General features: G+C 48.4%; 9 protein-coding genes. 1 reads left to right on the top strand and 8 read right to left on the bottom strand.

Features of this window, described 5'->3' with window-relative positions; genetic code table 11:
* Window positions 1–66: 66 nt before the first annotated feature.
* From ACYQ0C_RS01865 to ACYQ0C_RS01845, 5 genes are all read right to left on the bottom strand, one after another.
* The gene (locus tag ACYQ0C_RS01865; protein ID WP_016275349.1) at window positions 67–1305 is read right to left on the bottom strand and encodes a Gfo/Idh/MocA family protein; all 1239 of its coding nucleotides are present in this window, start codon (window positions 1303–1305) and stop codon (window positions 67–69) included.
* A 173-nt stretch (window positions 1306–1478) separates the two neighbouring features.
* The gene (locus ACYQ0C_RS01860; protein WP_016275348.1) at window positions 1479–2480 is read right to left on the bottom strand and encodes a glycoside hydrolase family 130 protein; all 1002 of its coding nucleotides are present in this window, start codon (window positions 2478–2480) and stop codon (window positions 1479–1481) included.
* Window positions 2481–2510: 30 nt separating this feature from the next.
* On the bottom strand, window positions 2511–3809 hold the full coding sequence (locus tag ACYQ0C_RS01855) for an MFS transporter (RefSeq protein WP_016275347.1): 1299 nt from the start codon (window positions 3807–3809) through the stop codon (window positions 2511–2513).
* A gap of 89 nt (window positions 3810–3898) precedes the next feature.
* The gene (locus tag ACYQ0C_RS01850; protein ID WP_016275346.1) at window positions 3899–5926 is read right to left on the bottom strand and encodes a glycoside hydrolase family 97 protein; all 2028 of its coding nucleotides are present in this window, start codon (window positions 5924–5926) and stop codon (window positions 3899–3901) included.
* 363 nt (window positions 5927–6289) lie between these two features.
* The gene (locus ACYQ0C_RS01845) at window positions 6290–6523 is read right to left on the bottom strand and encodes an integrase core domain-containing protein (RefSeq protein WP_050582525.1); all 234 of its coding nucleotides are present in this window, start codon (window positions 6521–6523) and stop codon (window positions 6290–6292) included.
* Window positions 6524–6886: 363 nt separating this feature from the next.
* Between ACYQ0C_RS01845 and ACYQ0C_RS01840 the strand changes: the two genes are divergently transcribed.
* Window positions 6887–7297 (top strand): hypothetical protein, encoded by a 411-nt coding sequence (locus tag ACYQ0C_RS01840; RefSeq protein ID WP_016275344.1) that lies wholly within the window; start codon window positions 6887–6889, stop codon window positions 7295–7297.
* 109 nt (window positions 7298–7406) lie between these two features.
* On the opposite strand, the gene ACYQ0C_RS01835 is transcribed toward ACYQ0C_RS01840, so the two are convergent.
* From ACYQ0C_RS01835 to ACYQ0C_RS01825, 3 genes are read right to left on the bottom strand one after another with little or no spacing between them, the layout of a single operon-like run.
* The gene (locus ACYQ0C_RS01835) at window positions 7407–8252 is read right to left on the bottom strand and encodes an endonuclease/exonuclease/phosphatase family protein (RefSeq protein ID WP_016275343.1); all 846 of its coding nucleotides are present in this window, start codon (window positions 8250–8252) and stop codon (window positions 7407–7409) included.
* A 44-nt stretch (window positions 8253–8296) separates the two neighbouring features.
* Entirely contained in the window at window positions 8297–10069 is a 1773-nt protein-coding gene (locus tag ACYQ0C_RS01830) for a SusD/RagB family nutrient-binding outer membrane lipoprotein (RefSeq protein ID WP_016275342.1), read from the bottom strand.
* Between the two features lie 23 nt (window positions 10070–10092).
* Entirely contained in the window at window positions 10093–13494 is a 3402-nt protein-coding gene (locus tag ACYQ0C_RS01825; protein WP_016275341.1) for a SusC/RagA family TonB-linked outer membrane protein, read from the bottom strand.
* Window positions 13495–13589 lie beyond the last annotated feature (95 nt).

Genomic DNA, 13589 nt, shown 5'->3' with positions numbered 1-13589 from the left:
TTCTTATTCCAATCCTTCATAAATTCTTCATAAAGGTAATAGGTTCATGGTATAACCTCAGCCTGGCTATCCCTTCCAGTCCCCCCGTGTGAAATCGGGAATCTCCACCGGAACACTGCCCTGCCGCACGGAACGCTCGCTCAGTTCCGTAATGCAGGACCATTCGGCAGCATCATACACATCCTGATCCAACGGCAAACCGTTCCTCAGACAATGAATAAGCCGATAGTCCATGATATAATTCATCTCATTCGGCATATTCTTCCGCCGCGCCTCTTCTCCGATAACAGCCGTAAAAGGATGTTTATACTGCTCCATCATCTGCTCAAATCGCTCACCGGACAAAGGCTCTTTTCCGTATTTGTCCAGCATCAGGCAGGGAACGGGATATTTCTGCATGAATCCCTTCGTGCCGCACACCGTCTGATGGCGGCTGTACGGACGCGGAGTGGTCACATCATATTGCAACAAGATCGTTCTTCCTTTTGCGGTATGAATCAGCGTGGTATTCACATCCCCCATCTCATAATGCTGCGCCGCTTCTTCGGAAGATGCGCCAAACACCTGTCCGGCATAAGCAGACAGACCGGCCTGACGCGAGGACATGGAAACCAAATATTCCATACGGTCTCCCCGGTGAATGTTCATCCATTGGCAGACCGGGCCCAAGCCATGAGTAGGATAAGGATTCCCCGTATGCTGCTGGCTGTAAAGCTTTATCCAGTGATTGTGATACCCGCCCGCCTGTTCATCTGCAAAATAATGCTTGCGCAAGTCGTGAATGTATGCCCCCTCGGCATGGGTGATTTCACCCAGCACCCCCTGCTGCACCATGTTCAAGGTAGTCAAGGCAAAAGCATCGTAACAACAGTTCTCCAGCATCATGCAATGACGGCGGGTCTCTTCGGCAGTATCCACCAAACGCCAACAATCGGCCACACTCATGGCGGCGGGAACCTCCAAGGCCACATGACGGCCCTGCTGCAAGGCATAAACCGCAATCTCGGTATGAGTCAACCAGTCCGTACAAATATAAATGAGGTCTATCTCCTTACATTCGCACATCCTGCACCACATCCCCTCTTCCGAATAATTCTCGGCTTCGGGGCGGCCGGACTCCCGCAAGATCCGCTCTGCACGCTCTATATTCTCTTTCCGCAAATCACAAAGCGCTTTCACCTCAATGCCTTCCAGATGCATATATCTTTCGAGCGCAAGAATACCCCTGTTTCCTAATCCGATGAAACCGATCCGGACAACCGGCAAAGGAGGACAGGTCAAATTAAGTACGTTTGGTCGTTTCATAGCTTGCTGTATTTAGCGTACAAATATAAAGAGAAAAATTGAAAGACAGGGAACGGTTCGCCGAATAAGACCCCGCCGAAGGACAGAAAACGGAAAAACAAAGAGGATGTGCCGGAACTGACATAACAGCGACAGGGCACATCCTCTCTTTCCCAATCCAGCACAACCCGTGCTTAAACGATGGAATTCTTCTTGGTAAATTCTATGATTTCGGGAATATAACCGAATGCCAGACCGGTCACCGTATCGGCACAACCATAATAAACAGCCACCCGTCCCGTTGCCGGATCATGCAAAGCCGCACAAGGGAAGCATACATTAGGCACATCGCCCATGCATTCGTAAGGCTCACGCGGAGAGATGAGATAAGGTCCCGAACGGTATTTCACCTTCCAAGGCTCGTCCAGATCAAGCAATGCCGAACCGAAGGCATAGACATAACCGTTGCAGGAACGAAGCACACCGTGATAGAACAGCAACCAGCCCTCACTGGTCTCGATGGGGATAGGACCGGCACCAATCTTCAGGCACTGCCAGGCACTTACCTCGAAAGGCGCGGGCGACATGACATGGCGATGGTGTCCCCAAAACTCCAAGTCGGGCGACTCACTATAATAAATATCTCCGAAAGGAGTATGCCCGTTGTCACTGGGACGGCTCAGCATGGCAAACTTACCATTAATCTTGCGGGGAAACAGCACGCCATTGCGGTTGAAAGGCAGGAAAGCGTTCTCCACCTGATGGAACGTCTTGAAATCCGTGGTCCATGCCACGCCGATGGTGGGCTGGCCCTTATATCCGTTGCACCAGGTCACATAGTAACGGCCGTCAATGAAGCAGACGCGCGGATCATAACCATACACCCACTCGCCTATCTCGGGAATATCACATTGGAACTGCAACTTCTCCGGATGGATGTCCCAATGAACGGCATCCTTGCTGAATCCCACATGAAGTGCCATGCGGCGGTTCGTGTCATCACAACGGAACACTCCGGCATAACCTTCGCCGAAAGGTACTACCGCACTATTGAATATACTATTGGACGTAGGCAGCAAATCACGGGGAATGACCGGATTCGCACTACATCTCCACATCACATTCTTACAACCTTCGGGACGCTCCTCCCACGGCATACCGGGCAACGGATTGCCCACAATCTTCAATTCACTCATATTCTCTTTTGTTAGGTTAATAGTTTTTCTCTATCTCTTGTCTTCGTGTGTGAAGGGCACAAACCAGGTCATCAGGAATGCCGGAAGGGTAGCCACCAGCACAAAAATGAAAAACAGTTTATAGCCCAGCCAGTCGCTGACGTATCCGGACATCATACCGGGCAGCATGACACCCAGGTTCATGATGCCCGACGCAAAAGCATAATGCGCCATCTGGTGAGGGCCGGCAGCCACTTGCTGCATCATGAACAAGGTAAGCCCCACAAAGCCGAAGCCATATCCGAAATATTCCAGCACGATGGCTCCGCCGATAAGGGGCGCGCTCTGTGGCTGGAAAATGGCAAGCAGCGTGTAGGCCATAAAAGGCAGATTGAACACACAACACAAGGAGAACAAAGTCTTCTTCAATCCACGTGCGGAAATATAATACCCGCCCAGCAATGAACCGAGCACGAAAGCCGCCGCCCCGAAGGTTCCGTAATAAATACCAATCTCCTGTTCTGTCAATCCCAAACCGCCCACCTCACGACCGGCTTTCAGGAACAAAGGTACGATTTTCATCACAAACCCTTCGGCAAAACGATATAAAATAATAAAGAAGATGTAGTAAACGATATGCTTCTTGGTAAAGAAGTTCCGGATGACATTCCACAACTCGGCCATACTCTGCGAAAACGAGGTGACCGAACGTGCGTGCTTGCCCGAAGGAAGCATACGGGTGTGATAAAGTCCCAAAGCGAACATCACCGCCCCCAGAACAATCATAATGACCGTCCAGGAGTAGAGCACCGCATCTTCGGCGGAACCGTCGTAACGATCTTTCAAGAAACCCGCCAGATAGACCAGCAAACCTGTGCCGACAATCTTCGCCACATTATAAAAAGCGCCTTGCCAACCGATGTACTTAGCCTGGTCCTGTGCATTCAGCTCGTCCATATACACCCCGTCACAGGCCACATCGTGCGTGGCGCCGCTGAAGGCAACAATGGCGAACAAGGCGATGGTGATGGCAAAGAAAGAAGGAAGATGAAGTGACAAGGCGATCAGTCCGAAAGTGACTCCCGACACCATCTGGGTGAGGACGACAAAGAATTTCTTGGTACGGTACATCTCCAGCAACGGACTCCAGAGGGGCTTCAGTGTCCAGGGAAGCATGATCAGGGAAGTCCAAAAGGCTATCTTCGCATCACTCACTCCCAAGCCTTTATACATCAGCACGGCTACCATATTGAGGACTACAAAAGGAAGCCCCATGCCGAAGTAAGCGGTGGGAACCCAAAGAATAGGACTACGGCGCCTGGCCGGAGCCGAGATTTCGGTTGTTTTCATTTATATCGGTTTTTAAGGTTATTATTAGCTGCTTTTCACTCACACAGCCACAGCGGCACGTGCTTCGCGTTTCTTTTTTATTTTCTCCGTTACGGCTCTTCCCGCATGCCACAGGGAATGAAGCTCACGGCTTGTCCGCCGCCTTTTGCCATGACTACCGACAAGGTATCGGCATCTGTCACCTCTTTCTCACTGATTTGGTATGAAGTAGGATTCGTTTCCCAATCGGCATCTTCCCCGTCAGCATAAATCACGGCCCGGTATTTTTTATCTTCCTCCAGAAAATCCAGCGGAATGGTGAGTGTACGCGGCTCTTCGTTCGTGGTGGCTCCCAGGAAGTATTTATCTTTCGCTTTCCGTACCACGGCTACAAATTCACCCGGCTCGCCCTGCAAGGCTTCGGACCAGTCGCAGTCCGCATCAAAATCACGGAAGAACCGGAAGGCGGGATGGCCTTCATAGTTCTCAATCATATCCGAGGCCATCTGCAACGGAGAATAAATGATGACCCAGTTGGCTATCTGCTTTGCCAGAGTAGTATTTACCCGGCTGTTTCCTTGATCCAAATCGTTCCATTTCTTGCGGCGGGGAGAGTTGCGTGTCTTCTCGTAAAGAATATCGAAAGTACCCGGTGTATAATCCATCGGACCGCCCAGCAAACGGGTAAACGGCAATAATTCATGATGCTCGGGGGGATTTCCCTCACTCCATCCGTTCCACTCCATGCCACGGGCGCCTTCCCGTGTCATCATATTGGGGTAAGTACGACGGATGCCGGTATCTTTGATGGGTTCGTGGGCATTGACCGTGGTATGATAACGGGCTGCCGTCTGCACCACCTTGCGGTAATGGCGTACATTGAACTGTCCATGATGGCTGTGTCCGCCCGGCAGTCCTCCGGCATAACCGGTCTTCACACAGTGCACTTCCAGGTCGGCATACCATTGGTAAGCATGGTCCAGCTGGCGTTCGTAATTAAAGATATTGCCTCCCGTTTCGTGGTGGCCGATTATCTCAACCCCTTTCTCCTTGGCATAACGCGCCACCTCTGCCATATCGAAATCGGCATAGGGCTTGGTATAGTCAAAAGTCTGCATGCCGCCCCAACTTTCCCAGCCTTCATTCCAGCCCTCGAACATCACCGCTTCTATGTTATTGGCAGCGGCAAAGTCTATATAGCGTTTGGCATTAGCGGTGGTGGCGCCATGACGTTCATCCATCGTCCACGTCTCGACTCCCAGATGCATTCCCCACCAGATGCCCACGTATTTCATAGGGCGTATCCAGCTCAAATCGCCTTCCAGCGCACAAGGTTCATTCAGATTCAATATCAAGCCGGAGTTTATCAGTCCTACCGCTTGGGAGGCTATTTGAATACTGCGCCACGGGGTAACAAAAGTACCTCCTGCCAGGCGGGCTTTTACCCCATCGGGCCAGGAGGCCAGTTCCGATTTGAAGTGACAGTCTTCGGTCTTTTTCAACGTCATTTCAGGAAAGTCGGTCAAAGCCGCTTCGTGAATGCTGGCATATATGCCGTTCTCTGTTTTGAAAGTCATCGGGGTGTTGGCATTATCCACCTTGCTGATGGGCAGGGTGCGATACAGCAACTCGTAGGTTTCGAAGCTGGCGGGAATAGACCATGACTTGCCATCCTGCGCCAGATTGAAGGAAGTAAGCTCGTCCGTCACGAACACACTGTCCACCCGGGGCACCTGATATTCATAACGGAAGCCCAGCCCGTCATCGAACACACGGAAACGAAGGGTCAGCTGTGTATCCGCCGGATCTTTCAGGCGCACGGCCATTTCGTTATAATGGTTCCGGATGGATTTATTCTCTCCCCAAGGCTGGGTCCAGATCTCATCCTTGGTGGTAAACTCAGTATTTTCTATCCGGAATCCTTTGGACAGATTTACCCCATCACGACCTTCAAAGCCCATAACGGAGGGGGTGATGAACGGTTTTCCTCCCACAGAGACTCCATAGGTCATCGCTCCTGCCTCATTGAGGTTGAACACTAACTTTATATTGCCATCCGGCGATGTTAATTCCGTGGGACGGGAACACCCACAAAACACAACTAACAAGAATAATACATAGTAATTGTATGTCTTCATACGATTAAAAGGGATTAATGATACAAATATAAAACAATTAAGTAAGGTATTACACTTATCGAAGGAAGAAAATTATTTTTCATGTGGGAAGGAATGAATTGCAATCCGCTTGTACCGCGTACACGGACAAGGAGTTTCAACCGGTTCCGTCAGGTTGAAACTTTAGTTTCATCGGGATGTAACTTTGGTTCCGTTTGTATGAAACCGTAGTTCTGGCGGGCCGCAACCGGATTCCTGTGTAGTTTAACGCTTTAGGTTGACTACTCCTTCATCTTACTTGTAAGGATGGTTGACGGAGTTAATACTTAGTTATAATATCAGTTGACTCTTTCAAGAGTTATTTCTTTATCTAAGCACTTCGGTCTATATCATCAAGTTTTTCAGAGCCTTTTCTCGGTAGCTGCACCACATTTTTCTGATTTCTCCCTTGCAGAGGGTTACTTCGGCAGGTGTCATGCCATCGAGACTCATGTGTGGACGCTCGTTGTTATAAAACGTTACCGCCCCCTTTACGGCCTCCCGTACTTCCTTTATGGAGAAGAAATCCATATCCTTCAGCAGTTCATTCTTGATCGTGTTGTTTACACGCTCAGCCACAGAAACGCACCAAGAAAGTGATATGATTTCAGTTTTTTCGTTTGGCTCAATCACTTTTCACATAGCAACATAACGGTTTTAGAGAGAATTGTAGTAATTTTGGGACACGGACAAAAATAGTAGGCGTATGAAGAAGTGGCAGAAGATATCGGGCTTAGTAGCACTTGTTGTTTTGGAGATTGTGAATTTTGTAATTTACGGGTCGTCATTTATGCAAACTATGTATATAAAAGATCGCCCTTCCATTGACCGAGTGCTATCAGATTCTCATCGCGCCTTATCGGATGTCGGATTTCTTGTTTTGGCTAATTATCGATGCAATAATATTCCTGTTATCTACCTTTGGAAGAAAGGAGGCAAGCTATGAAACTGACTGATAAACGATTTTGGAAGTTTGAGGGGTTTACCATTTTATATGCCGGAGTATTGATGCTTCTTGAGCTGACAATCTTTGGCAAATCCCTAACAAGTGAAATAGTGTTATTTACTATTGGCTGGTGTTGTATAACCAGTGCTATTACTTGGCCTTTTGCAAACGGGAAACACTGGTTTGCATTTGGGTTAATCTATGAAGTCATATTCATTCTCTTGCTATTCGCCTACCTTATGATAGATGGATTAATTCGTGGACTTTTGAATTGGATAGACTACCTTGAAATGTGCGTTGTTTTTGTTTTCCTGATTGCTGTTGTATGTTTCATACCTTCTATGATATTAGCCTTTGTCGGCTATCATCTCTTTAACAAGAATATAACGAACACGGAAAAACTATAATGATAGATATAACAGGGAAATATAATCAGGAGAAAGAATCTACTATAACAAACGCCGATAAAGCCCCCACTTAAAGACTCTACCGACGTAAGTTCACCTATTAAAAAAATCAGAATTCCAAGTCGGCCAACTGAGGATTATGGTCGGAAAGCAAAGCTTCCGGCACTTCAGCCGGTATTTCACAACTCTTTACCAGCACCTGCGGAGTGACAAAGATGAAATCAATCTTTTCACAGTCTTCTGCCGGGATACGGGCGAAATCATGAAAAGTATAATTCACACCGGTCACACTGGCAGCCGTCTTATAAGCATCCTTCAGCACAAACTCGTTAGTGGTGATAGTTTCGTATGCATCACTCGCATCGGTCACATTAAAGTCGCCCGTAACCACTGCGGGACGGTCGCCTACGATCTCTTTTATCTTACGGATAATGAGCAATGCGCTCTGACGGCGGGCCTCCTCACCTATATGGTCAAAATGCGTGTTGACCGCCATGAATATTTTTCCGGTGTCCTTGTCCTTCAGTTTTGCCCAAGTGGCGATACGGACACAAACCGCATCCCATCCCATCATTCCTACGCTGTCGGGATTTTCGGCCAGCCAGAAAGTATTGGAATCCAACACCTCGTATTTGTCCTTCCGATAGAATATCGGCGCGTATTCACCCGCGGTCTTTCCATCATCACGCCCCACACCGACTCCGTCGTACTCGGGCAAGCCGGCGCGAAGGTCCTGAAACTGGTTATGCAAGACTTCCTGCATACCGACTATGTCCAGCTCACGATCTTTAATAAACTGGCATACACGGTCTTTCCGGTATTGCCAATTGTTCAAACTGTCCTGCGGATTGTCATAACGGATATTGAAAGTAGCCCAACGCACATCGGTCTTCTTCTCTTCCGCACAGCCGCCCAACAACAGAACGGCTGCCAATAAAACTAGAATTTGCTTCATTTTGTTTCTTTTTTAAGTTCTCTGAGATACAAAGATAGCAATTTCTAGCGGAAATTATCCGGTGTATGCCACTGACCGTTATCACTCATCGTATCGGCCACATCCCACCACACGCGGCTGCCCTGATTCACATCGCCCGGCTTGTTCGGGTTACGGGACTCGCTATTGGGATAGTTGATGCGCTTGATCAGCTTGCCTGCCCCCACTTCACCGTTGGAATTGTTTCCATTAACCGGAGCCAGCAGATAACGCGGATAGTCGGTGCGGCGCACTTCCGCCCATCCTTCATTTCCATTCGGAAAAACGGCAATCCATTTCTGGGTAATAATCTGTTCCAGTTGTTCTTCCTTGCTGCCACCGGCAAAAGCCTTCACGCCATCCAGATGGCTGATGTATTCACGGGCCTTGTCCGAATCAATTTCATAATAATCCATGGACGCCTTGATGCCCTTCAGATAGAGGGACTCAGGTGTTTCATCCACCAATGACGGCCAGCGCAATGCCGCTTCCGCTTTCAGGAACAAGCTTTCAGCATACCCCATCCAGACAATTTCACGAGCCAGATTCCACCAATAATTCTTGTTCATGGCATCGGATGACAGCATACAACGGTTGGCAGAATATCTGTTCAGGTAAGAACCTCCTACGTTGGTTTCTCCATTCATCACCCCGTTGAAATCTCTCTTCGGATTCTCGATGGGAAGCGGGCTGGCAGTCAACGAATCGAACGGAGTAGGACGGAACCATAAAACCTCACAACGGGGGTCGAGATAGCAGTTTGCCGAATTTTCATTGAAAGTAGTGGTTGCATCGGGTGCCGCATCCTCTTTCAACGCCTGATTCTTGTAAGCCCGTTCCATTTCTTTGGATAATACGGCATTGCCGGTCCAGCTGAACAACAAGGCATAAATGTTTTCATTACCGCCGGCAATGTACTGACGTTTCGGAGTCTGCTTCATGTTGTCATCCTGACTTTGCATCAGACCGGCAGGATCTGCCAAAGCTGCCTGAGCCTGAGTCCGGGCCAATGCCGGATCTACATTGGAAACACGCAAAGCAAGGCGCAAACGCAGCGTATTGGCAAAACGACGCCATTTGTCCACATCACCGCCATAACACTTGTCATGATCGCCTAAGTCATACTGGCTGACAGCAGGAAGGTTTTCCTGATGCAACGCTGTGATTGCCTGGTCCAACAGCTGGAAAAGGATGTTATAAACTTCTTTTTGAGGTGTATAAGCCACATTCTCTTCCGGAGGCATCGCTCCTTTTACATAATAGGCAACGGGGATATCACCATAAGTATCCGTCTGCATGGACAACAAGAAAGCATAATAGATGCGGGTGATATAGAATGCCGTATGGTAATAATCCTTATTACAGAAATAGAATGTCTTGACCAACTGGCTGTATTCCGAAGTGCTGCGGTCATCATAGAAATGCTTCCAGCGGTTGGCCGACCATCCGTCCGTATAAGAATAGGTAGGTGCCTGGTTCACAAAACCGCTGACATTGTTTCCCCAATAACCGGCATAGATATCATGAGTCAGATTGGTCGTCACCTGATAATCATTGTAAGGACCTTCGTAAGTGAAGTTGGCGAAAATACTTCCGATAGCGCCTTCCATCCCTTTCAAACTTGCCATGGCATGTTCTGTCAAGGTATAATCAATGTCTATGCCCTCGGCCGACACATGCTCCACTGTGGGGTCGTAAATCGGTGCGTAAGGATTGGTGTTCAATTCTTCAAAATCATGGCATCCGGCCAGAGCCAGCAACGAGCATAAGGCTACGGATTTATATAATTTGATTTTCATAATCAGTTTTTCCTTTTAATTAATTAGAAACCTAAGTTGATAGAAATACCGAACGTACGTGTGAACGGCAGCGATGCATAGTCAATGGCTTGTGAGAACATCGTGGTGTCATAACCGCCTTCGGGGCTGGTACCCGGTGTGTGCTTCATCAGATAGCACAAGTTACGTGCCACAAATGACACATTCAGCGAATTGACAGGAGTCTTCTTCAGCATGGATGAAGGGAATGAATAGCCGATTGACAATTCTTTCAGTTTAATGAATGAAGCATCGTAGATGAAATCCTCAGCCTGCAATGCGCCATAGTATTCTGAAGCGGAAACCTGTTTTGTATTCACCTCTCCTGATTCTGTCACACCGGGGAATACCATCATATAGTTGTTTTCCTCGCCACGGTTCAAGGTACGCTTGGCCAAACCGTTTCCGGTAGCCAGCATCTCGGAATAAGAGAAGATATCACCACCAAATTTCATATCAAACAGTGCCGACAGGGTAATCCCCTTATAAGTAAAGGTAGGAGACACGGACATGGTCAGCTTTGGCTGGATATTACCAATCGGTTTGTTCACATATTCGGATTCATTGGTCACGGTCATGGGCAACCCATTCTCATTGACGATGATATCGCCGTTTTCATTGCGCTTATAAAGCGATGTGGCATAAATCTCGCCTAATTGGTGTCCGGCACGTGTACCTACTTTTACAGGAAAGTTTCCGTCACCGTTAAAGAACATATAATTCACATTTTCTTCCGGAGCCAGTTCTTTCACCTTCGATACATTGTGAGCCATGTTCACATTCAGGTCGAAAGCAAAATCTTTCGTTTCTACCAGAGTGGAATACAACATCAGTTCCACCCCTTGATTGGTTACCATACCTGCATTTACCCATTGTCCGCCACTCCAGGGAGCTGCTGCGGGCACTTTCATAATCTGGTTCTTGGTCTTGCTGTAATAGTAAGTAAAATCAAATCCCAGGCGGTTGTTCAGGAACTTCATGTCCAGACCCGCTTCGTAAGAGGTCGCGATTTCAGGCTTCAACCGGTCGTTCATCTTCACATTGTCTTTGGTCGGAGTCAATACGCCATTATCGAATTTGAAAGAGTAGGTATTGTATAACTGATAAGGGCTTGTGTCCTTACCTACCTGTGCGGCAGACAGACGTGCCTTGGCAAAGGTCACCCAGCTTGGCAAGGGTTTATCGATAGAGCGCAAGAAGTCTGACACGACGAAACTGAGGTTGGCCGACGGATAGAAAAAAGAATTGTTGCCTGACGGAAGAGTGGATGACCAGTCGTTACGGGCTGTCAGATCCAAAGACAGGTATTCCTTCCACGCCATCTGTACAGAGCCGAACACGGAGTTCATGGCACGCTTGTAGCCATCCTCCTTACCGGTTCTCAACAAATTGGCCGCGTTCAGCATCCAGTTGCCTTTGTCCACCATGTTGCCTACGCCCACGCCCAACGTTTCCGAACGTTGGTACATAAAGTTAGCACCGGCGTTGAAGCCCAGGCGGAAGTTGTCCGTCAACTGACGGTCACCCATCAAAATGACTTCGGCATTGGATTCGAAGAAGTTCTCCTCACTGCGATCCATGGAATCATTCGTAATCATGGACGTATTGGCTTCTCCATTGATTCCATCACCCGCATTGGTGCTTTGCACCCTGGTGCGGTAGTAGTCAAAAGCATATTTGGCAGAAAGGTGCAACCAGTCGGTGAAATTGATCTTCATGCCGTAATATCCGAAAGCACGCCAGCGTTCATCCGAGTTCTGACGCTGATGCAATACGTAATAAGGGTTACGGATGCTGGCAGTAGGACCTGTCCAGTTTACATGTGCATGCGTTGCATCCGAATATTGTTTCAAGTCATCCAAACGGACGTTGTTGGGTATCCGCATCAACTGGGCGATAGCGCCATAGTCACCATACAGTGGACGGTTATCGGCTTTGGTACGTGACAGAGAGATCTTTCCGTCCATAGACATCCACTTGTTCAGTTCCGTTCCTGCATTCAGGTCGGCATTCACACGACTCAGGCTTTCTGTGGGGAACACGCCATCATTATCAGAGTAACCGAACGAAGTACGGAAATGTGACTTCTCTGTACCGTTGCTGACAGATACGTTATGCGTATGCGAGAAACCGGTATCAAAATAATCTTTCAACTTATCCCCATAGCTGGAGTAAGCGTAAGTCTCTCCGTTCCAAGCCTGTTTCAGGCTTCCATCCAATACCGGTCCCCAGTTTCCGCTGTCGGCTTTGTCATATACCGCAGTCCCGGCATCTTTGGTATCAATATGTCCTTGTCCGTAACGGCGCTGCATATCCAATGTCTCGCCGATGGCCGTCCAAGTGAAATTACCGCTATAACGGATTCCTAACCCGTCTTTCTTAGTTCCCTTTTTCGTGGTAATCAAGATCACCCCGTTACCTGCACGCGAACCGTAAAGAGCCGCCGCATTCGGACCTTTCAAGACGGAAATGCTCTCGATATCGTCCGGATTGATGTCCATAGAGGCGCTACCACGGTCTACCCCCCCATAACGGGATGCGTCGGAAGTACTATTGTCGCTGAACGGAACGCCGTCCACAATCCACAACGGCTGGTTGTTGTCTGTCAGCGAAGAGTTGCCACGGATGGTGATCTTCGTAGAGCCGCCCAGACCGGTAGCCGAGGTGTTCATCTGAAGGCCTGCCACCTTGCCCTGCAAGGCACTGGTTACCGAGGGGTCGCCTGTCTTGTTCAGTTCATCACTCTTCAGTTCCTGAACCGCATACCCCAACATTTTCTTCTCCCGCTTGATGCCCAAAGCGGTTACCACCACTTCGCCAATCTGCTGTGTATCTTCCTGCATGGTTACGTTCAGCACATTCTTGCCATCGGGCTTCAATGTCTCCGAACGGTAACCAATGTATGAGAACACCACCTCGCCATTACCGGGAACCGACAGCGAATAGTTACCTTCAAAGTCTGTAATCGTACCGGCTGTGGGATTTCCTTTCACCTGTACGTTCACACCGATCAAGGCTTCGCCTGTCGCATCCACCACTGTTCCGGTCACTGTGCGTTCCTGTCCTGTCTGTTGAGGTATTTGAGATTCTCCGGGTGCTGAAAGATAGACAATGTTATCCTCTATCTTATATGTAATTCCTTTGCCCTGCAAAGCCGCATCAAGTACAGACTGTAACGAACCGTTCTTCACATCAATGGCATTCACCGGTGTTTCGGCCAGTTTGTCATCATAGAAAAACTGATAGTTAGACTGTGATTTAATGTTCTTGATCACTGTTCCAAGGGTTGTCTTGGGAGTGGAAAGAACAATTTGTGCGCGGGTCCATTGTATGGGTGCGGCCACAAACAAAAGAATCAAAAGCGCCCTGAGCAATTTGGGCTTTCTCATTAATTGATTGCCTTTCATAATTTATAAATTAGTTAACACTGACTTGTTTTTCTCCAGTGAAGGGGCTCTTATTCCCCTTTCGAGAATAAAAACAGGCAGCCGGAAGAAAACAC

The sequence above is a fragment of the Phocaeicola sartorii JCM 17136 = DSM 21941 genome, assembly GCF_054653615.1.
This window is presented reverse-complemented; position numbering and strand designations above follow the sequence as displayed.

Excerpts from the sequence above, each read along its gene's own strand:
- ACYQ0C_RS01860 (WP_016275348.1), bottom strand. The coding sequence starts at position 2,480 with ATGAGTGAATTGAAGATTGTGGGCAATCCGTTGCCCGGTATGCCGTGG.
- ACYQ0C_RS01850 (WP_016275346.1), bottom strand. The coding sequence starts at position 5,926 with ATGAAGACATACAATTACTATGTATTATTCTTGTTAGTTGTGTTTTGT.
- ACYQ0C_RS01825 (WP_016275341.1), bottom strand. The coding sequence starts at position 13,494 with ATGAAAGGCAATCAATTAATGAGAAAGCCCAAATTGCTCAGGGCGCTT.
- ACYQ0C_RS01865 (WP_016275349.1), bottom strand. The coding sequence starts at position 1,305 with ATGAAACGACCAAACGTACTTAATTTGACCTGTCCTCCTTTGCCGGTT.
- ACYQ0C_RS01830 (WP_016275342.1), bottom strand. The coding sequence starts at position 10,069 with ATGAAAATCAAATTATATAAATCCGTAGCCTTATGCTCGTTGCTGGCT.
- ACYQ0C_RS01855 (WP_016275347.1), bottom strand. The coding sequence starts at position 3,809 with ATGAAAACAACCGAAATCTCGGCTCCGGCCAGGCGCCGTAGTCCTATT.
- ACYQ0C_RS01835 (WP_016275343.1), bottom strand. The coding sequence starts at position 8,252 with ATGAAGCAAATTCTAGTTTTATTGGCAGCCGTTCTGTTGTTGGGCGGC.
- ACYQ0C_RS01840 (WP_016275344.1), top strand. The coding sequence starts at position 6,887 with ATGAAACTGACTGATAAACGATTTTGGAAGTTTGAGGGGTTTACCATT.